The following is a 20,548-nucleotide window of genomic DNA, read 5'->3' as shown; positions in this document are numbered from 1 at the left end:
AGTTCCCACACTAATCCGATCCGAGCTAGATCAGGGTTTTGTAGATTCCTCTGGATCAATTAGTGAGTCACTTTTCCGGATATGCGTGAAATCACCGAGAAAAGAGAAATGGTAGATGCACCCTGATAGTTACTCCCCGAAGCTCACGGTTCGGGGGTTTTATTTAGTACCGATATTCTGCATTTCTTATTTTAAGTATAAATACTCGGGATTGGCCAATGAGGTACAGTCTTCTTTGACGCTCATTCCCTCAATCGATTCTCTGCCTAACCCACTGTCTTGATGCAGTCGCTCATGGGGGGAACCCCCAAGACCGCGCTGCATCGCTTCCGAAAAGCCCTTAAAGCAGCACTTGAACCTTGAGTCAAACTCATTTGGACAAACTGCTCAACCCCTTCAATAATGGGAAAATTAGGAAAAGTACGACTCAAAGAAGACTCAACATAGCTACCCCCCTTACCTGCTTGGAGTACATTGATTTTTAAACTTCCCTTAGAAAACTGCCATAACTCAGGCACTCCCAAAGCTTCATAAGCACTCAGTTGTGTTTTGGAAGTAACATCAACCTCAATGGCTATATCGGGAGGTGGATCACTACTTAAATCTAATCTTCTTTTGCCAATCATTAAACGATAATTTTGAATATAAAAACAATTATCCGGCTCGATTCCTGCTGCCATATCCTTCCGCTTGAAAGTAGTTGAGCCGTAACATTCGCGATTGAATTCCAATTCTTCTAGTAAAATTTTCACCATATCACCAATAATTTCTTTATCAAACTCATGTTCTGGCAATGGCATTCTAATTTCTAATTGATTTTGATAGTAAGCTACTCTATTAGCTCTTTTTTCACCGAGTTCTTCCAAAATCTCCTCGAACTTTGACCAGCTTACATCAGTCAAAAGAATCCGCTGTCCTGGAGGAACACTTAACTGCCTGAGCTGTAATGTTACCATTGAGCATTACCTTCCGATTAACCTGCTTCTGTCTTGGTGCGCGTTTGGTGTGGGCGTTGGAACCTCGCGCCTTGTCGCACCGCTATTTTATGGCAATCGCCCCTTGGAAGCTGTGAGAGTGCGATTGACCGTAGGTCACGCTACGCGAACGCCAATCAATTAACCCACCCTACGTGCTTCAAGCTGTAATATACAATAACACATCAAGGAGTAGTCCTATGGGTCAATTGATAATTGATAATTAATACAGCTTTCGAGGAACGGTCTTGCCGCCAGTCGTCAATCATCCCCTGCTAAACCTTCCGGATACTGAAGAAGTAACTCAGAAGAAAGAAATGGTAGATGCACCCTAATAATTACCCCCGAAGCTCACGGTTCGGGGGTTTTCTTTGTAGGTGCGCTTTCCGCATCTAATTATTAAATTCGCCACGGGTCGCACCTGTAGATGCTGCCATAAACCATAACTTGGCCGTCAGCTAAAAGTAAAGTTTTATCTAGGTTTTATCTAGGTTTAGTGATCATATAGAATTTTAAGCCATACCTTAGCTTCCGGATATCAATCCCATCAATCAGAAGAAATAAATGGTAGATGCACCCTGATAATTACCCCTGAAGCTCACGGTTCGGGGGATTTTTTTTGGTAGATGTTGCCATCAGCGCCTTAGCTGGCTGTTGGCTTTGAGCAAATTTATCCCGTGGGTTTTGTTATTGATTGACTAGTAAATTTACTAGTAATCCTTCCGGATATCAATCCCATCAATCAGAAGAAATAAATGGTAGATGCACCCTGATAATTACCCCTGAAGCTCACGGTTCGGGGGATTTTTTTTGGTAGATGTTGCCATCAGCGCCTTAGCTGGCTGTTGGCTTTGAGCAAATTTATCCCGTGGGTTTTGTTATTGATTGACTAGTAAATTTACTAGTAATCCTTCCGGATATCAATCCCATCAATCAGAAGAAATAAATGGTAGATGCACCCTGATAATTACCCCTAGGCTCAACGGTTTGGGGGTTTTCTTTTGAAACAGCTGTCGAATCCCTATCAAAGCTAATAGTTACCAGAGATATTCCGGCAATTTTTTCGACTATTTTATTGGTCATAGTTCCGGAGAATAGTGAAGTAACTAAGAAGAAAGAAATTAGATGCCACATGATCAACACCCCTGAGATCTGATCGGGAGTTTTTTAGCAGTAGATCAATTGCGATCTATGTCACTAGTTACTAGAAGCACCGTCTAAGAGTGTTTTTTACCCATTTACTTTTCTGAGTGGGGTTCCGATGTGGATGCTCTCACCGCGTAGAGGAAACTCCCTTATTATAAGGCTACATTGATGGGATTGACCGTAGGTCACGCTACGCGATGAAGCGTTCGCGTAGCGTGGCCAAAGGCCTCAGCTTCCGCTAAAAGCGATTGACCGTAGGTCACGCTACGCGAACGATGATTACTCAGAAAAGAGTGAGTGCGAAGTATATTCACAAGTTAATCGTTTTTAATCCCAGCTCTGACGAGACTGGGTTTTAAAACTTCGCGCTTACTTGTGATCAATCCTGCTAGCTGTCAACTGCCAAAAATTTGGTAGTTTCTATAAATAGCCCCAACCCAATATATCATAACCTTATCTGGTAAGCAATAGCTATGGCTTGGGAGAAAATGGTACACCTAGATATTTCCCCTGGAGTAGGAGACGCTCCTCTATTTAATTGACCAAATACCCACTGATAAGTTCCATCTACCAGCAAGTCCTTAACTAGTTCATAACCTTGGCACGGTCAGTCAAAATTTCGTAGCCATCAGTTGTTACCAAAACCGTATGTTCAAACTGAGCGGATAGAGAATTATCGACCGTAACGACTGTCCAACGGTCAGATAGGGTGCGTGTGAACTTAGTACCAGCATTCAAAATTGGCTCAATCGCCAGAGTCATCCCAGCACGGAGCTTGACATTCGGCAATTCGCGGGTGCGGAAGTTGAACACTGAGGGGTCTTCGTGTAGATTTCGCCCCACACCGTGACCCGTATAATCCTCCACTATACTATAGCCATAAGTTTGGGCATGGTCTTCAATCGCACCAGCAATGTCTAGCAAGTACTTCCCTGCTTTCACCTGTTCGATGCCCTTGTAGAGAGATTCATTTGCCACCCGAATTAATTGACTCGCTTCTGGTTTGACCTCTTCAATCGGAATAGTAATGCATGAGTCTCCGTGAAATCCCTGATAGAAGGCACCTGTATCCACTTTCAACACATCACCACTGCAAATTACTTTCTTAGGACTAGGAATACCATGAACTACTTCGTGATTCAGGCAGGTGCAGATCGACCCAGGAAAGCCGTAGTAGCCTTTGAAACTTGGGGTTGCTCCCATCTGACGGATCCGCTTTTCGGCATAGGCATCTAAATCCGCTGTGCTCATTCCTGGCTCAACCATCTCAGAAATTTCTTTGAGTACTGTTGCCACAATAGTTGCCGCCTGCCGCATGATCTCAATTTCACGCTCAGATTTGATTTCAATCCGTCGGCGTTTTTTCTTGGCACGGGAGGGATTAGTGGCACCGGAAAGCAGGTTACTTAGAATGTTCATTTGATAATTATTAGTTAATTAAGAATTATTAAAGAATTATTATATCTTTCGATTTTCTTTCTATTTTCGGTTCCTAGCTCTATTGAGTAAAAATTCTTAGCAGGATGGTCTCCAACACTTCAGTAAGAAGAGGATAAATCCTTTATTTCAATAAAGAGCTATTCCAGTTAACCACAACTTGACATTAATGGTCGATTTTATTTATACTACAGATATCGGAATAGTTAATAAAACAAGGTTTAAAGTTAACTGATGAATAAGTGCGTTTGTACTACTGAAGCAGCATCTCTTTTAGGAATATCTTCGAGACGGTTGAGACAACTCCTCCAAGACGGTCGCGTCCGGGGTGCCTATAAAAGCGGTAAATTCTGGATTATTCCTCTGTTCAACCATTTACCGCAAATTATCAAGGCCAGCCGTGGACCGATTGGCACATGGAGTAAAAGTCGTCCTCCGGCTCTAGCTAAGATCAATGTCAATCGCAATCGCATTGGCACCAACAAAACTAAACCTCCCGAAGAGCGTCAGCCAGTGATTTCGGTAAAACGAAGCGGCAACAATCTATACGGCAATCAGGTAGAAATTCTTGGCCCGTGTCGGATTGTGTATCAACCGGATAACCCTCTTGATTGTGGTGCTCGTCTGTGGATTGAAACCTTTAGTGATATTCACTTTATCGGTGGGAGTTTTCCGGCCACTGCCTAGTAGAGGGTGGGGTTATATTTACCTTTTTCCTGTTGCCTTTTTCCATAACAATACACTCGCAATACCTAGGATGACTAAGGCAAAAATCCCTACGGGCAACCACCACTGTAATAGTTGAGGCTCTGATGGTGCCGTATCCTCTTCTGAGAAGGATTCTGACTGCTGGTTAAATCCAGGTTCAGTGGCAGGACTTGGCACAGTTGCAGTTTTTTTCCCAGGAGTGACTGTAACGTCGTACTTGATCTCAAATGGCTTAAAACTAGCTCCTGATTTAGGAGTACCGCTTAAAACTAACTCATAGACTCCCGCTTTAGGAAAGACTAGATCAGCTCCAGGAATACCTTGATATTGTTCGGCTGATATAGCTTTCAGCTGTGGCTCAAGGATGGGGGAACTCCCTAACTCTGATGAGGATTTAGAGTAAACGGCTAGTTGACAGTCACATTGGTCTAGGGGAATGAGTTGGCCCCCTTGGCGAGTAAGGGCAAACCACGCTAGAGCAGGTTCTCTAGCGCGAGGATTGTGATTGGGTTCAATGTGGAAGGTAGCACCGACATCAGCAGAGGTTTTAATGTTGTGAGAAATTATCGGAAAATACTGCTGAGTTGTGAGTGCTGAGTTTTCAGTAGAGGAAATGTTTGATGGCAGTTGAATGGTCATGGGGGTTAACTCTTAATGCTAAAATTTCTTCAAAGATGCTCTTACCTCCTAACCATAAAATGCCGGAGATACAGAGGATATAGAAGATCACACATGAATCTTTTCATGACAACTTGCTATAAGTTCACAATAAGCATGAATGGCTGATGATAATATTTACCATAGTCTATAGGTAAGGAACATAAGCACGGAATGGTTTTAGATTTGCTGCTGGTCATGACCCTAGGGTTTCTGGGGAGTTTTGGTCACTGTGTGGCGATGTGTGGACCTCTGGCAGTGGCGTTTTCCCTATCTCAGCAGCAGGAAAAGTCTCCAAAGTGGCTGCATCAGCTGGGTTTTCATAGTCTACTGAACCTAGGACGAACAATTAGTTATGCTCTCGTCGGAGCTGGACTTGGGGGTATGGGTTCAGTCTTGATTGCCAGTGGTCAGTTGGCTGGGATTGGCAGTGGATTGCGCCAAGCCATGGCAATTCTGACTGGTTTAATGCTTATTTGGTTTGGCTGTGTGCAGCTTAAACCCGATTGGATTCCCCGTCTGCCCCTATTACACCCCCTATCTAAAGGGATTGGGCATCAACGGCTGACGGTCGCGATGACTAAATTGTCTGGGGAATCTCAGTGGTGGACACCAGCCCTTTTAGGAGGAGTCTGGGGTTTGATGCCTTGTGGATTCCTGTATGCTGCTCAGATTAAAGCAGCGGAAATGGGTAATCTCTGGTGGGGAGCAGCAACAATGCTGGCCTTTGGACTGGGAACGATGCCCATGATGCTAGGAGTGGGTGTATCTGCATCTAGACTCAGTGTTAGCAAGCGCAGCCAACTGTTTCGCCTAGGAGGCTGGGTTACCCTCACCATTGGTATTTTAACGCTTCTGCGTACCGATGCTATGGTGGATTACACCGGTCATGGGGCGCTGCTGTTACTGATGTTATCTTTGATTGCTCGTCCGATTAGTCGTTTGTGGGCTGGGCTGTTACGCTATCGTCGGGCTTTAGGAGTAGGGGCATTTGTGTTGGCGATCGCTCATACATTTTTTAGGCTAGACCATGCCTTGAACTGGAAGTTAGATGCTATGGGGTATATGCTACCGCAGCATAAGTGGGGTCTGTTAGCAGGAATTTTAGCGCTCGTGTTGATTACCCCAGCCGCCCTCACGAGTTTTGACCGCTTACAGAAGGGTTTGGGCAAGCTTTGGCGACGGATTCATTTATTGAGTATCCCTGCTTTAGTCCTAGCTGCAATTCATACCGTGATGATTGGTTCGAGCTACCTTGGACAGTTAGCTTGGACTGGAAACCACCAACTCAGAGCTGTGAGTTTGGGAATAATTACCTTAGGAGTTTTGCTAGTGCGATCGCGTATTGTTTGGTCAGGGTTATCCCTAGAAAAGTTCTACCTTCCCCCCAAATCTTGGTAATGGTCACTGATTCTAAACTGAGCTTTGGACCCATCCACTTCAGTATTAGCTATTCAGTATTACCTATAGTTAGCAATATTTTCTCTGCTTCAAGCTAAACCTATCCAATTTAGATGTAAAGTAGCTATAAGGTTATTTTTTGGTTGGCTTTATGGGATTTCGAAATTGGTTAACGGCTACAGCAGTAGCTTGTCTGATTTGGGTGATCAGCTCGGCATTTGCGCCCCCTGCTTTTGCTAAGATCCCCATTAAACTCTTAGACTTGCATTCCCAGGAGTGTCCCTCAGAAATCGGGCAAGGCACGGTGACCGTTGGTGGGGGTTCGGCGAGGCAGGCTAGTTGCTATCTGATCAAGGGTAAAGCCAAGAATACCAAGAAAATAAACGTATTTGATGCTGATGTTTTTGGTCGTATCTACGATGCCAATGGCAATAATACCTTCCAAAACCGGGGTCGCGTGGGATCAATTGATGAAGTGCCACCAGGCATCAGTGATTTTGAAATCCGGGTTACAGTTCCTGCTAATGTAAAAACGCCTCTCAAGCTTAAGAAGTTTAAGGCATCCGGTTTTAAGCACAAAATCGGTCGGTGATTAGCTTAAAGGGGGATTAAGCCCACGCTGACGCTTCCCTTTCAGACGTGGGGCTTCTCCCCGTTTAAGCTAAAACAGCCCAGCTACAATTTGTAGAAGGAAAATCGCCAGTATGGGGGAAAAATCTATACCTCCAAGGGGTGGAATGAAGGAACGGAAAATATTCAGGTAAGGGTCAGTAATTGGACTTAAGACAGAAGCGACCTGATTCGCCCAATCCATTGTTTGAAACCAAGTTAACAGAATTCGGACAATTAATAGAACTAGATAGATTTGGATAAAGCTCTGGAGAGTGCTAGTCAACAGTTCTGTAGCCATAGATTTATAAGCTTTCTTACTAAGTTTTTATCTTAATGTTAAGTTTAACGAATTTGAGCACCCTGTGCCTGAATACCAAGTCAGTAAAGCTAAAACATACCTACAACATAATTTTTTTCACGGCTCAAGCACCCGTTCCTGTGTATTTGCCTCAGCTGTACCTTTCACTGTGCTGACTTGTTGACGTACATCGTCAATTGCTGAATTGAGCTGGGCAATTTTGTCTTCCAAACTCTGACGTGCCGCTTCAATACTTGCTTCTGCCTTTAGTTCGCGCCTTCTCGCCCTAATTGCCTTAGGGTCTGAGCGCTCAGAATTTAACATAGACCGATCTTCCTCATCGTTTTGATTACTTTTCCCAGCAGTAACCAAAGCGCCGATTAATCCACCTATCAATCCCCCGACTACTGCTCCAGTCAGGAATCCACTTGCAAAACCATCTTGCTGACTCATGTTGCTCTGTTGCTCTTGATTTTCAAAATGCAGCTTTTATCCAGATTAACCCATCAAGTTTGAGAGGATCTTGCTGATTAGACAAGGGGTTTGCTACCAGCCCATAATTAATTGTATCGTATCGCAAGGCTTTTAGACAAAGCTTTGAAAGCCCGGTCTGGTGAGGGAGCGGAGAGTGTGAAGTTTGGCACCGTGATCAGCCAGTCTAGGTAGAGGTGTTGCCTGGAACACCTCTACTATCAGTTAGTTGGATTTGCTGTCTAAGTTGCTCAGGGTAATAGGGGTTATTTGCTGCTCAGGTCAAGTTCCAAAAGCGCGATCGCCTGCATCACCCAAGCCTGGTACGATATATCCCTTAGCATTGACTTCCTCATCAATCATGCCAGTGTAGATGGTCAAACTCGGATAATCTGCCCCCAACTTTTGTAAGGCTGGTGGTGCTGCTACCACGCTAATAATCCGTGTTAAGTCTGGTGTTGCTCCTCGTTTTTTAAGTTCTGACATTGCCAACATCATTGTGCCACCAGTAGCCAGCATTGGGTCGAGAACTAGGACTCGTGTATTTGGGTCAAACTGATTGGGTAAGGTATTCAGGTAAAAACTGGCTTGTAAGGTTTCCTCATTTCTGACCAGACCAAGGTGATAAACCGATGCCAAGGGCAGCAAAGTTTGGGCTCCATCTAAGAGCGCTAGTCCAGCCCGCAAAATTGGCACAACTACTATGGGCACTTCTGGGTTAACCATAGTTACCTTGCACGGAGCTAGGGGAGTTTGCACTGTTAGTTCTTCATTCGGCAACCAATCCCGCATTGCTTCATAGGTCAACCAGCGTCCCAACTCGGTCATAGCGCTTTTGAACAATGGAGGTGGTGTCGAGGCATCACGGGCAACCCCTAGCCAGTGCTTAACTAGGGGATGGGGTGGAACATAGACACGTAGTTGGAGAGTCATAACAGGTCGTAACTATAAGAATTAGTGAGAAACAAATTAGGTAGTGTCAGAGGAATTGGGCAGCAGGGTTTTTGGGAATAACCACAAGTTTTGATCTAGTCGATGATAGTTTCAAGTTTTACATTGATGAATACAGTATTAACGAGTGTTTGCTTGATTCAAGCAAACCCTAAACAAGTTGTCAAAATACAGACAGCACTCAAAGGGTTTGGGCATGCTTTTAACTATGCCAATAATACTGTCAAGTGGTCAATTACAAGCAAAAACACCATAGAGACTCAGATCTACACCTGAGGGGGTGTGTGGTGTGGCGGGGGCGCGGGGTGTAATGATTGCCTTAGTTCCCAAAAAGTTTTCCCTACAGGTTCGCCGACACCCAGTAAGGGTAACAAGGCTGCTTGTTACCCTTACTGGTGGGATGGTTAGCTAACACTCCTCCCACTCCCGGCACTCCCGACACTCCCCTTTTCGGGAAAATGCTTTTCAATATGTTGACATTTTTTATCAACAAGAATATAGTAGTAATAAGTGTTCTCCTCTCATTAAGGATAGGCGGGTGGGACCGGTACGCAGCAGCAGGCTGGTGCCCACTTTTTTTTTTGCATTAGTAATGAACTCTTATATCAACAAGAAACGCTAAACTCAGATCCATCAGTTAATATATTTAAATTGCTAATTCCATGACTGCTGGATCCCAACCTTGCCCATCAAGCAATCAATCCCATACCATTTCCAATCAATCGGTATTTGATACTATTGTGATTGGCTCTGGTATTGGGGGGCTAGTAACCGCAACTCAGTTGGCAGCGAAGGGAGCGAGTGTGCTGGTGCTAGAAAGCTATATCATTCCTGGTGGTAGTTCGGGTTACTTCGAGCGAGAGGGGTATCGCTTTGATGTGGGAGCATCAATGATTTTTGGGTTTGGCACCGAAGGGACAACCAATCTACTTACCCGAGCTCTTGAGGCTGTCAATGTCAGTCTGGAAACAATTCCAGATCCAGTACAGATTCACTATCATCTCCCTGGTGGTCTAGAGCTAAAAGTCCACCGAGACTATGAGAATTTTTGGCAAGAACTTACTGCTCACTTCCCTGACCAACGCCAAGGAATTCGCAAATTTTACGATGAATGCTGGAAGGTCTTTAATTGCCTGAATGCCATGGACTTACTGTCCTTGGAAGAAATTCGCTATTTGACCAGGGTATTTTTCCAGCATCCCTTGGCTTGTTTGGGTTTAGTAAAGTACCTGCCCCAAAATGTGGGAGACATTGCTCGCAAGTATATTAGCGACCTCCAGTTGCTGAAATTTATAGACATGGAATGTTATTGCTGGTCTGTGGTACCTGCTGACAAAACACCGATGATTAATGCTGGGATGGTGTTTTCTGACCGACATTACGGTGGGATTAATTATCCGGTAGGAGGTGTAGGAAAAATCGCCCAAAAACTAGTGGAGGGATTGGAGAAAGCTGGAGGTCAGATTCTTTATAAAGCTCGAGTCGGGAAAATTCTGCTGGAAAAGGGCAAGGCAGTGGGTGTCCAGCTAGTCAATGGTAAAGAGTATCGAGCAAAACGAATTGTTTCCAATGCTACCCGTTGGGATACATTTGAGAAATTAGTCCCAGCTGACCAGATGCCAGCAGTTGAGCGGAAATGGCAACAGCGTTATCAGAAATCACCGGGTTTTTTGAGTTTACATTTAGGGGTAAAGGCAGATGTTTTACCACCTGGTACAGAGTGTCACCATATTGTCCTAGAAGACTGGGGAAAAATGGAGGATGCGGAGGGGACTATTTTTGTTTCGATTCCTACCTTGCTTGATCCCAATTTAGCCCCAGAAGGCTATCATGTTTTCCACACGTTTACCCCTAGCTGGATGGAAGATTGGCAAGGATTATCCCCTCGTGAGTACGAAAATAAGAAGGAAGAGGCAGCTGGATGCTTAATTGAGCGACTAGAAACGATTTTTCCTGGCTTAGATGCTGGATTGGATTACATGGAGGTGGGCACACCACGCAGTCATCGACGATTTTTGAACCGTATGGATGGAACCTATGGGCCAATTCCCCGCCGCAAGTTAATGGGATTGTTGGGAATGCCGTTTAATCGGACTGCGATTCCAGGGCTTTATTGTGTTGGGGATAGCACTTTTCCAGGGCAGGGTTTAAATGCAGTAGCGTTTTCGGGATTTGCTTGTGCTCACCGTATTGCTGTGGATTTGGGATTCTAGGTAGAATGCTTCTTAGGGAACAGCGGATCACCGGAATAGGGAACAGCGGATCACCGGAATAGGCAATAGGCAAGCTAGCAATAGGCAATAGGGAACAGGCAATAGGCAAGCTAGCAATAGGCAATAGGGAAAAAATCCTGTGTACGTCATTAATATGAGAATCGCTATAAAGTAAGTATTCAAACGCAAATTAGATCACACTCGCCACACTTCCCACACCTCCCTCTGTTTCCCTATTCCCTATTCCCACCGGCGGAGGGCAATAACTTCTAGTTGAGAAATTAATCTGGCCAATTCCTGGGTCAAAAAATCCGAACGTTTTTCCTGATAAACTTTGAGTAAGCTCTGATAAAACCAAAGGGTGCCCTCTTTACCACCTGTAAACTTTTGCCAAACTTGTTCCCCTTCTCTGTGGCAATCAGCAAGAAGTGAACGAATATTGTGGAGTTTATCAGCTAAAGCTTTAGCATATTGATAGCTATCGAGTTTATCAAAGGTGGGATTACGGAAGGATTTTTAGATGTAGTGTTGGGCAAAATTTGCATCAAAACGGAGGAGCATTAAACGGGATTTTTCATAGAAATCAAAGCCATAAGCAGAGTGTAATTATTGTTGAATATAATCAGTACTGTATTTTTCGGTATGGTTAATAATTTCTGATTTTGACCAAGGGAAATTGGGAGTATCCCAAGACAATTTTTTGAATTCGGTTATTCGTTCTAAACGGTAGTTATACCATCCCAAGGGCGGTTGGTTTTCAGTTCGCTCAGGTCTTTGACCAAAGGCACAGAGGTAATAAGCCCGATGATAATAGTAAAGACAAACTGGGTAAACAGTGTATTGTTTGTTTTTATTTAAGCAAGCACTGTTATAGATATTTTTGATATGTAGTTTAGGAGCAATCTTCCAAATTTAGGTAGTGATAAATAAGTAGTGATGCAATATTACATTTTAAATAAGGCATTTTGTTTTGAAAAAATATAGGAATTTGACTATCAATTAATTAGGTCTAATTATCTAAGTAATCATAAATAATGATTAAATAATCCTTAGAAAAATGCTAAATTTTTATTATTAACAAAAAGGTTAGTGATCAATACACCATCATAACAATGAATACAGTCTCAGATTTAATAACGCGACCCAATTGCCCTTACTGCAACTGTGAGCGAACAGTTAAAAAGCGATGCAGCAAGGGAACAGGGGGTTTCCCCCGGAGACAAAACCTTAGATAGTGGAGCCTTTATAGTTAGCAGGTTATGCAGAAAAGGGTTAAATATTTTATAATAAGGCGACCCTATCTTACGGTAAATTCAAACCATGAGCGACTGCATCAAGAACAGTAAGACCAAAGAAACGTCACAAACCAGTAGCAAAAAAAACTGGGTAAACTAATCATATTGAAAGATTAAATAATACTTTAATACAAAGGATTAGTCGTCTGGTAAGAAAAACTTTTTCATTTAAAAAAAAAATAGAAAATCACTTAGGAGCTATTTGGAATTTTATTCATCACTATAATAAGTGTTTGTCGGGTTGATTAGGCTATCACTACTTGTGTATCACTACCGCTTACGCAACGAGAATTTCCAGATCTCTAATATCATGATCGGGATAATTACCCTTAATAAAAATCTCCCCATCTCCCCATCTGGCCATCTCCCCACCCTCCCTCTAATTATGGGTATTCAACCTGACTTGATATCAAATCCACCAAGGATAACACGGCAAATAATTGAGCAATGTTTCGGGCTTGTTGACAATCAACCGGTCGATTATAGATTTTTGATACTATTGTAGATTTTTTTTATGTAATTTTTGATACAAATTACGAGGCGTTTACCCTGGAATCTCAACCCTAGTTGCTCCTCAAGTAGCGTGACCGTAGGTCAATCGCGTAGCGTGGCCGTAGGCCAATCCCGCAGCGACCCTTTTGGAGCATCGCATTTCTCTAGTTTTCTCTGCCAGAGACAAGTGACAGGATCCCTGATTTTAGGCATTTGTGAAAATTTGTGACTATTTCATTGAGCGCTTCTCATATTAATGAGATACACAGTATTTTTGGCGTATTCCCTATGGCGTATTCCCTATGGCGTATTGTCTCCTGAGCCGAAGTTCCCTGATCCCAAGTTGCTTATTCCCTGTCTTGATGCATAAATAGCTAATTAGGCCATGATAGAGTGTTTAATCAAGGCTCTAAGTATTAAAAATATTAAATTAGTATTAAAAATATTAAACAAGTTTGTCAAAGGGTCCAGCAGTTTTTATAAGATTTAGTTATAATAGGATTATTAGAAATAAATACTCATAATTAGATCTCAAAAAATAGATAGATCTCAAAAATAGATAGATCTCAAAAAAGTAGATCTCAAAAGAGTAACATCTGCTCACCGCAGCCCAAACAGTAAAATCAGATACTAAAGTAAGGACCCCGCTTGTGCATAGACGGGGCTTCCAAACATCCTAAGATTTTCTGTGAATCAATTCCTGCCAGTCTGGAACTTTCTTCTATCTAGAGTGTGGCTAGTTGGGCAACAATAAACTGGGCGGAAATTAGAGGTGAAGGTAAAAAAACTGGATAGTTGGAGATAACCATAATGGCTATTACTCGTTCGGAACATCTGCCAGATCTAGAAAGTGTGCATCGGGAACTCAACCGCCGACTCACCCATTTCATGAATAGCGACGAGGGAGGATTTCCAGGGATGACGTTTATGCCCTATGCAGAGATCGAGGAAACTCCTAAAGCCGTTTACCTGAGACTAGAAATTCCAGGCATGGAAGCCAAAGACCTTGATGTTGAACTCACGGAAGACTCTGTTTGCATCAGTGGCGAGCGCCAGTCAGCAGCTAGGACTAAAGCAATAGGTATGGTACGCTCGGAACTACGCTATGGGAAATTCAAACGGGTTATTCCAATACCAGCCAAGATTAACAGAAATCAGGTTGAAGCTGAATATCATAACGGCATGCTCAAACTCACCCTGCCTAAAGGGTAAGCTTGAATCTTCAACCTTTTCTAAGGTGAAAGTTGGTGACCTGAGGGGGTGACAACAAGGCGCTTCATTGCTGCTTGTCACCCCTTCAGGTTGGTTACTGACTGCCTTGCCTGTTTGATCATGTCAATTAAGGTGTAGTGAGCATCTTCAGAATCTTTAAGTTCATGATCAAACCTGATGCGCACAGTGGAAGACTCCCCCTTGACTTTTGTGATTATATTCATGCCTTGAGCATCAATCGAAACCATTTCTGCTTCTTCTGTATCCGGGGAATTGCCGAAAGTCTGAGCATACAGTGCCACAGCATCAGCATGATCATCGTTCATGTGCTTACAAATGCGATCGCTTACCTCAGGAGAAAATGGGTCAGACATGCTTAATCAAGAAATATAGTTATCAAAACATCTTTATCAAGATATCAGGTTTCCCCTCTCAAAACAGTCAGGACTTACCCAGCTGAAAGGAAAAATTAAGGTTTTAGCCAATAGGTAACCGCCAACGGCGAACGGGGATATCAGAATTACAGACGTTTGATAGGTCTGGGTGGATATACTGTCTATGGGGAACTCCTGATTTACCTATTAGCAGTTGACTAGCTTGGAGGATAGAATTCATAGGCACAGCGGTAATTCCAACCTGTGTAAAATTCCCAGGGTGCCTGTTTCAGCATCAAGTTAGCTGATCTGATGGGCGTTTTCTGATATATTCAATATTAGGTATGAGCATTTCCTCTGATTCAAGAAGGTATGTTAAATAGTAATCCCTAAGGTCAAGAGCTACCGGGATATCGGGTGTACTCAGCTAAATCGTCAGGGTTAGATTATCAGGGTAGACGAATCAGTGAAACACCCAGGGTAAACCCATCTAATTTTTTAAATCCTATATATAGTGTTTTTTAAATTAAATAAACACTATATGTATAAAAATAATTGTCAATAAGCACAATAAGGCTAGGTTTATTGAGAACTACCCCCGCTTACCCAACAAGATGCGTTTACCCTGGTGAAACACCTTTAAACTAAAAGCTTGATAAATACTTATGAAGATACTGTGACGGTATATCAATTGGCTGCTATCAGCATAATTCATATCATTCTCAGTGATATCTAAATAGTGGTGCTTACCCTAGTTTACGAAGCTAAAACTTGCTGGATGTCCCAGAAGTCTATTTAGGGCTTGTGATCTAGAACACATCTAAAAGAGGATCTAGATCTCCAGACAGGCGTGCTATCTATCATCCTACTGGTGTGACTTTCGTAAGCGTAGTTATGGGAGTTTGATCACTTCCAATACCTAGAAATTAGTGGTCAAATAGAAAGCAGTCACTACCCACTTCGAGTGAGTAGAAACAGGGAGGGTTGTCATGCAAACTTTAAAACAGGGATCCAAGGAGTGCAATGTCATGGCAAAGTTGGCGGATAAACTGGAAAGAGAATGGCAGTCGCGCTTGTTGAGTGACTGTCCCAACCAAAATCCAGCCACCAGCTCCAGTATTGTACAGTGGTTAATTGGAGAAGATAAAGAGGGGTTTGACACTCTCACTCAGAGCAAACTGGTAATCGCTGTCCAAGCAATGGAGTATCGTTACAGAATTTTGCAACAGCGTTACTTGGGGGTGCCACCAGAACGTTGCTATCGCAATTTGACCACCCGCTTAGCTAGTCTAGTTACCTTACGCAATAAAATCCGCACTTGGGTGTCCCTAAGTCGCGATCGCCAAAGGGCTGTGGTGGATGTTCTCCAAGAAGTGATTCAGGAATTATTAAATAGCGATCGCTATATCCAAAAGCAAATTGCCTGGATTAGACAATGTACCAAGGAAGAACCGCTGCGCAATGCTTTATTATTAACTACTCTTGAAGAGTATTGTCTGCGCCCGATTCGCAACCAGCCCTTAGTTGTCTATCGGTTTGTCAACTTTCTGCGTCGGTCTCAACGTGGCGGTATGACCCATGTGCCAGAAGGAGACATGGTACGTTTAGTGTCAGAGTCAATCAACCCGGAAGGGGAAACCGATGCCCCAGTAAGTCTATTGGATAACCAAGCCATTACTAATTATCAACATAAGCAGGCTTGGGAAGACAAACAAAGCCTAAGGATGTCCGTATCTAAGGAATTTGAGGCTTACTTAGAGAAAAACTTAGGGTCTGAGGCGGCCCTTTGGCTGCGACTTTACTTGCAAGGTCAATCTCAAGAGGCGATCGCTCGTCGCCTAAATTGGCCGATCAAGAAGGTCTATCGTCTACGGGAAAAAATTAGCTACCATGCCATTCGTGTCTTTTCCATCAATGGGGTAAAAGGCCAGCCAGACTTAGTAGCCAGTTGGCTGGAAACATCCTACACTGAGCACAGGTTTGGACTAACCCCAAGGCAATGGCAAGAATATCAGCAAAAACTGACCCCTGAACAACAGCAGTTGCTGGATAAGATGAAAGCTGGTCATACCTTCGAAGCGATCGCTAACGATCTTAACTGGAGAACTAACCAGGTGATGGGTGAATGGAACAAACTCTATCTAGCAGCTCAAGCCCTGCGCAGTGCTTCGGCAAGTTGAGGTTTGAATTTTATTATCCAATCAATCCCGCTAATTATTGATCAATAAGTGATAGGTATTAATTAGTATAGCTACAAGGAGCTACAGCCAAACAACACCAATTTACTTTCATCAAAAAAAAATGGGTCTGAAACCCCGTCCTTCTAGGACGGCTTTGTGCTAGAATATCATAAAACGCAATGAAGGGAAAAGGAAGGGTGAAACTCCCAGCAGTGGGACGCCTTGGTTAAATGGTAGTTACTCGAAATGGGGACTCGGTCTAAGACTCCAATTCCAGCCCAATGCCACGCAAGAGTCTTTTCGGAAAGCGAATCAAAGTACTTCAAAAAAAAAGTAGACTCAATGACATTTCTGTCGGAGAGAGTAGAGGCAATTGGCACCGCCAAGTGGACTATCAACCCCATGTTGGTAGTTGTTACGAGCAATGCCCCAAAAGGGTACCTCCTCTAAATAATCCTCGCGCCTTTAGGCCGGGGAGTGTCAAACTAATTTAGTCAAACTAATTTACTGGAATAGGGCATGGAAAGCAATTGAGACAATTGTCCATGCCCTATTTTTTATACTCCTCACCTGACAAGGGCTAATGCCACCAAACTAGATATCACTTTTTAGCTATAAACTGACCTTTAAGGGATTGAATCTCCCCTGATAATTCTTGGCGTGTTTCGACTTTGAGTAGATAACGAGCTACAAACCAGATGGTATAGCCAATACCCACTAATTCAAACAACGGTGCCATCAGGGGAATATCGTTAATTGCATCCAGCACCGCCAACGTGACCTTAACAGTAATGAACCCAGCCAGCAAAAGACCAACGGTAAGCAAGGGTTTTTGGTAATTGCTAACAAATCCGCCGATATATTCCGGCAATTGTGACAAAATTTCTGTAAGAGTTTGCAACCATTCCTGCCACGGTTGGGTCAGTCCTGGCTCAGGAGCAGTGAGTTTGGCTATAGCACCAGGTTTGTCAACTTTGAGGTCTACTTTCAGCTGTTTTTCATCCTCCAGGGTAGTTTCATTGGTGCTGCTCTGAGTATATGCAGATGCTTGGGGATTTGACGCCATATTTCCTCCAAAATTCTATTAAAGCAGGATATTCTATCGTTTGAGCAAGGCAGCTGCATAAAATTACAGACTGACTAACTGTTGCCCATGTTATCAAAAGTTCCATCATGACCTGCTAGGGGTGAGCATCCGTAGGTATGGGCTGATTTATAGCCCACTGGTCACGAGACCAGTGGTCACTAAGTAGGTCAGCACCACAACAACTCGTTAGGGAAAATCTAAAGATTTTGTTAAAATACTAAAAAATAAGCTTCCAGGAGAACACCTCCAATCATGAGCAACACCCTATCCCAAAAGCAAGTTGTTATTGCCCCTTCTATCCTGTCAGCTGATTTTAGCCGACTGGGAGAAGAAATTAAGGCTGTGGATGCCGCAGGGGCTGATTGGATTCATGTTGATGTAATGGATGGTAGATTTGTCCCTAACATCACCATTGGTCCTCTAGTTGTTAAAGCCATTCGCCCGATTACCGAAAAGCCACTGGATGTCCACTTGATGATTGTGGAACCAGAAAAGTATGTCGCAGACTTTGCTAAGGCAGGGGCTGATATTATATCCGTTCATGCTGAACACAACGCTTCACCCCATCTGCACCGAACTCTCTGTCAGATTAAAGAATTGGGTAAGCAAGCAGGTGTTGTACTTAACCCCTCCTCATCCTTGGATTTAATTGAGTACGTCCTAGAAGTCTGTGACTTGATCCTGATTATGAGCGTCAATCCTGGCTTTGGTGGTCAAAGCTTTATCAAAGAAGTTGTGCCAAAAATCCGCAAACTGCGTCAGATGTGTGATGAGCGTGGTCTTTCTCCCTGGATTGAAGTTGATGGGGGACTCAAGGTGAACAATACCTGGGAAGTGCTAGAAGCCGGAGCGAATGCGATTGTGGCTGGCTCAGCTGTATTCAAGGCACCAGATTACGCAGAGGCCATTAGCGGTATTCGTAACAGCAAGCGTCCTGAACCCCAGTTAGTAACTGCTTAATCAGAACTATCCCCATTAGGCCAATCTTAATCAGAGGTCGAGGGGGCTGATAAGGGTAGGTTTTTAACAAAGACGTGAGTATGGGGTGTAGGGTGTGTCGAAGCGATGCAGCAGCTTCATGAGGGGGTTGGGGTTGGGTTTGACCCTGATCTAAAAAACCTACTCCCTACTCCCTACTCCCTACTCCCCTCAGGTCATAAGTACCTCAGTCAAGGTCGAACTGCTATAATCTGCAAAACTTTCGCTCGCGGTCAAATTCTGGATTTTGCCAAGAGAAAGCAAAATGGCTGACTGAGTTAATTTGTGGTGTCACTCGGCGCAATGCCTGCATCTGGTTTTCTAGGGAAGGACGATTTTTTATGGATCTTCCCCAAGTTCCTGCTAATGCTGGTTTTACGTCTGTTTCCGACGATGCCCACTTAAACACCCGTTTGACTAAATTGGCAATACAACCGGTGTGACCACAAACACCATAAGACATGGGATGCCATTCCAGGGAACGGGGAAAATGTTCCCAAGGCTGTAGTCTCGAATCATAACCCATGCGACCTACAACTTGGTTGCCATCAGGGAAAAACACTGCACCGGCTTGTACCCCAGCTCGCTCTGCTGCCAATTCACCTAATTTGAGAAAGTCTAATATCCCTTGGGCAGCGTGAGCAACACTGAGTTGCCACAACTGCCATTGTATAGTTCGAGTACTCTCTCTTGGGGAAGGAGTGCGACCTTGCCACAGGGGAGTTTTTTCATCAGGGTAGAGCTTTTTGACAGCTTTTATATCCCTAGTACTAATGGAACCCTTACTCAGATAGCGCCGAATTAGCTCCTTACCTTGATTGTTACCAGCCCGTTGATACAGGGCTTGCTTAGCTGCATCACTGTAAATCCAAAGATCCTTGACACTGCTGGCCACAGACTGGGAACCTGAACCACGGGGATAGCGAATGTAGTCGAATAAAATCCCATCGGGGCGTCGCTTTAATACACCCTTAAGCATCTCATAGTAGTCTACCTGGGCTTGTCGATTATAAGGGTCGATAAATACTTGAGAGCCATTCTTAACTACCGACAAACTGGTCTCTCCCCGACCATTGCGGGCAAGAATCTGTTGCCGCTCGGCACGATGACCGTAGGTATAACCAAAATTCATGGTAAACATCCAGGCATATACCTGCAAACCCCGCTCACGACCTTTTTGAATCGCCTGGGCTAATAAATCTACGTTCTCATTCCCCGGTTGTTGTATGACTGACGGCCAAGGAGTACGATTATCTGCCTTTGGTAACAGGACGCGACCATCGTAAAATACTTCAACGTAGACCTGATTGTAGCCTTGGTTAACAATACGGTCGAGGGTTTCCTCAAGGGCTCCAGGACGAGCATCACAGGGATATAAGCGCACCCAAATGGCTTGATTCTTCGGCCAGGTTTGGGAACGACACTGCTGTAAGAAACTGGCGTGTTCCTGGATAATGGTTTGGTAGCTGATTTTAGAGTTTGAGTTGTCCTTTAAGGAATTAACTCTTAAGCTTTCTTTTTGAGCGATCGCTTCCTGAGTAAAGTGGCAATAAGCTTTTGTTTTTGCCTCAGCGGTTGGTACCAACCAACACTGACTCAACAGACTACTTCCTACTGCAAAGGCGGCAATCAAGCTACGATGTAGACCTTGCCGGTGTTGCCTCCGTTTAACAAAACTGTTATACATTCCTAGAAACACTACAAAAGAACAGAAAGTTAGCCAAAAGCCAGCTAACTCATCCCCGATTGGTTCAATATTTTTGAAATCTGCCCCAGGTGCAGCATCAGGGATTCTAAACGGATACTACGAGAGGGTCAGCAAGTCACTAACTCGTTTTCATCCCCGCCGTTATTGCACAGGGGTTTTTAACTGGGATTTTTGGTAAAATTAGCTTTAGCTAGTTATTATATGGTTTAGGGATAGAAAGGGAAACACCAAGGGAGGGGTCAGAGGTAAATCTATATCGTTTTATTTGATGCATATATCATTAAATTTGTCAAGCAAGTTTGATTATTGTCGATTATTAGCTAACTAAAGCCCTAGTAGTAGTGATAAACCATA

General features: G+C 43.6%; 21 protein-coding genes and 1 pseudogene. 10 read left to right on the top strand and 12 right to left on the bottom strand.

What is annotated here, in order from left to right; translation table 11 throughout:
• Positions 1–266 precede the first annotated feature (266 nt).
• The 3 genes from F6K53_RS05235 to map form a co-directional block, all read right to left on the bottom strand.
• Positions 267–956, bottom strand: a complete 690-nt coding sequence (locus F6K53_RS05235) for a Uma2 family endonuclease (RefSeq protein ID WP_293021892.1) — start codon at positions 954–956, stop codon at positions 267–269.
• Between the two features lie 1,349 nt (positions 957–2,305).
• On the bottom strand, positions 2,306–2,434 hold the full coding sequence (locus tag F6K53_RS05230) for a hypothetical protein (protein ID WP_293065522.1): 129 nt from the start codon (positions 2,432–2,434) through the stop codon (positions 2,306–2,308).
• A gap of 271 nt (positions 2,435–2,705) precedes the next feature.
• Complete coding sequence (gene map / locus F6K53_RS05225; protein ID WP_293065518.1) at positions 2,706–3,539, bottom strand: type I methionyl aminopeptidase; 834 nt, start codon at positions 3,537–3,539, stop codon at positions 2,706–2,708.
• Between the two features lie 252 nt (positions 3,540–3,791).
• Here map and F6K53_RS05220 point away from each other — a divergent pair, with 252 nt between their 5' ends.
• Positions 3,792–4,244 (top strand): helix-turn-helix domain-containing protein, encoded by a 453-nt coding sequence (locus F6K53_RS05220; RefSeq protein WP_293021888.1) that lies wholly within the window; start codon positions 3,792–3,794, stop codon positions 4,242–4,244.
• 18 nt (positions 4,245–4,262) lie between these two features.
• Here F6K53_RS05220 and F6K53_RS05215 read toward each other — a convergent pair whose 3' ends face one another.
• Positions 4,263–4,904: a hypothetical protein gene (locus F6K53_RS05215; protein WP_293065515.1), complete on the bottom strand. Its 642-nt coding sequence runs from the start codon at positions 4,902–4,904 to the stop codon at positions 4,263–4,265.
• A 192-nt stretch (positions 4,905–5,096) separates the two neighbouring features.
• Here F6K53_RS05215 and F6K53_RS05210 point away from each other — a divergent pair, with 192 nt between their 5' ends.
• A complete protein-coding gene (locus F6K53_RS05210; protein ID WP_293065512.1) occupies positions 5,097–6,323 on the top strand; it encodes a sulfite exporter TauE/SafE family protein in 1,227 nt (408 codons plus the stop codon).
• A gap of 151 nt (positions 6,324–6,474) precedes the next feature.
• Positions 6,475–6,915, top strand: a complete 441-nt coding sequence (locus F6K53_RS05205; RefSeq protein WP_293021883.1) for a hypothetical protein — start codon at positions 6,475–6,477, stop codon at positions 6,913–6,915.
• Between the two features lie 69 nt (positions 6,916–6,984).
• Here the strand turns inward: F6K53_RS05205 and F6K53_RS05200 are convergent, their stop codons facing one another.
• The 3 genes from F6K53_RS05200 to upp form a co-directional block, all read right to left on the bottom strand.
• Positions 6,985–7,233, bottom strand: coding sequence for a YggT family protein (locus F6K53_RS05200; RefSeq protein ID WP_293065509.1), 249 nt, complete (start codon positions 7,231–7,233; stop codon positions 6,985–6,987).
• A gap of 117 nt (positions 7,234–7,350) precedes the next feature.
• The gene (locus tag F6K53_RS05195) at positions 7,351–7,686 is read right to left on the bottom strand and encodes a hypothetical protein (RefSeq protein WP_293065506.1); all 336 of its coding nucleotides are present in this window, start codon (positions 7,684–7,686) and stop codon (positions 7,351–7,353) included.
• A 300-nt stretch (positions 7,687–7,986) separates the two neighbouring features.
• Entirely contained in the window at positions 7,987–8,637 is a 651-nt protein-coding gene (upp, locus tag F6K53_RS05190; RefSeq protein ID WP_071104472.1) for a uracil phosphoribosyltransferase, read from the bottom strand.
• 126 nt (positions 8,638–8,763) lie between these two features.
• On the opposite strand from upp, the gene F6K53_RS05185 reads away from it, so the two are divergent.
• The gene (locus F6K53_RS05185) at positions 8,764–8,931 is read left to right on the top strand and encodes a hypothetical protein (protein WP_293021876.1); all 168 of its coding nucleotides are present in this window, start codon (positions 8,764–8,766) and stop codon (positions 8,929–8,931) included.
• A gap of 386 nt (positions 8,932–9,317) precedes the next feature.
• On the top strand, positions 9,318–10,868 hold the full coding sequence (gene crtH, locus F6K53_RS05180; protein ID WP_293065503.1) for a carotenoid isomerase: 1,551 nt from the start codon (positions 9,318–9,320) through the stop codon (positions 10,866–10,868).
• Positions 10,869–10,895: 27 nt separating this feature from the next.
• Here the strand turns inward: crtH and F6K53_RS05175 are convergent, their stop codons facing one another.
• Both F6K53_RS05175 and F6K53_RS45710 read right to left on the bottom strand, forming a co-directional pair.
• Entirely contained in the window at positions 10,896–11,018 is a 123-nt protein-coding gene (locus tag F6K53_RS05175; RefSeq protein WP_293021874.1) for a hypothetical protein, read from the bottom strand.
• Between the two features lie 456 nt (positions 11,019–11,474).
• On the bottom strand, positions 11,475–11,771 hold the full coding sequence (locus F6K53_RS45710; protein WP_364301474.1) for a TIGR03985 family CRISPR-associated protein: 297 nt from the start codon (positions 11,769–11,771) through the stop codon (positions 11,475–11,477).
• A gap of 439 nt (positions 11,772–12,210) precedes the next feature.
• Between F6K53_RS45710 and F6K53_RS05170 the strand changes: the two are divergent.
• A pseudogene (locus F6K53_RS05170) lies at positions 12,211–12,408 on the top strand (IS1 family transposase); the annotation flags it as partial.
• A 1,057-nt stretch (positions 12,409–13,465) separates the two neighbouring features.
• Positions 13,466–13,867 carry an Hsp20/alpha crystallin family protein gene (locus F6K53_RS05165; RefSeq protein ID WP_293021873.1) on the top strand — a complete coding sequence of 134 codons (402 nt, stop codon included), beginning with the start codon at positions 13,466–13,468 and terminating at the stop codon, positions 13,865–13,867.
• Between the two features lie 77 nt (positions 13,868–13,944).
• On the opposite strand, the gene F6K53_RS05160 is transcribed toward F6K53_RS05165, so the two are convergent.
• A complete protein-coding gene (locus F6K53_RS05160; protein WP_293021872.1) occupies positions 13,945–14,241 on the bottom strand; it encodes a DUF2470 domain-containing protein in 297 nt (98 codons plus the stop codon).
• Between the two features lie 989 nt (positions 14,242–15,230).
• Between F6K53_RS05160 and F6K53_RS05155 the strand changes: the two genes are divergently transcribed.
• Positions 15,231–16,421, top strand: a complete 1,191-nt coding sequence (locus F6K53_RS05155) for a HetZ-related protein 2 (protein WP_293065499.1) — start codon at positions 15,231–15,233, stop codon at positions 16,419–16,421.
• A 601-nt stretch (positions 16,422–17,022) separates the two neighbouring features.
• Here the strand turns inward: F6K53_RS05155 and F6K53_RS05150 are convergent.
• Positions 17,023–17,487: a CAAD domain-containing protein gene (locus F6K53_RS05150; RefSeq protein ID WP_293021868.1), complete on the bottom strand. Its 465-nt coding sequence runs from the start codon at positions 17,485–17,487 to the stop codon at positions 17,023–17,025.
• 273 nt (positions 17,488–17,760) lie between these two features.
• Between F6K53_RS05150 and rpe the strand changes: the two genes are divergently transcribed.
• The gene (rpe, locus tag F6K53_RS05145; protein WP_293042750.1) at positions 17,761–18,468 is read left to right on the top strand and encodes a ribulose-phosphate 3-epimerase; all 708 of its coding nucleotides are present in this window, start codon (positions 17,761–17,763) and stop codon (positions 18,466–18,468) included.
• A gap of 105 nt (positions 18,469–18,573) precedes the next feature.
• Positions 18,574–18,759 carry a hypothetical protein gene (locus tag F6K53_RS05140; RefSeq protein WP_293042749.1) on the top strand — a complete coding sequence of 62 codons (186 nt, stop codon included), beginning with the start codon at positions 18,574–18,576 and terminating at the stop codon, positions 18,757–18,759.
• Here the strand turns inward: F6K53_RS05140 and F6K53_RS05135 are convergent.
• The gene (locus tag F6K53_RS05135; protein ID WP_293021865.1) at positions 18,692–20,173 is read right to left on the bottom strand and encodes a family 10 glycosylhydrolase; all 1,482 of its coding nucleotides are present in this window, start codon (positions 20,171–20,173) and stop codon (positions 18,692–18,694) included. The genes F6K53_RS05140 and F6K53_RS05135 overlap by 68 nt on opposite strands.
• Positions 20,174–20,548 lie beyond the last annotated feature (375 nt).

It is taken from the genome of Moorena sp. SIO4A1, from assembly GCF_010672065.1.
GTDB lineage: Bacteria > Cyanobacteriota > Cyanobacteriia > Cyanobacteriales > Coleofasciculaceae > Moorena.
The sequence above is the reverse complement of the archived record's forward strand: the minus strand, read 5'-3'. Positions and strand labels throughout refer to the sequence as shown.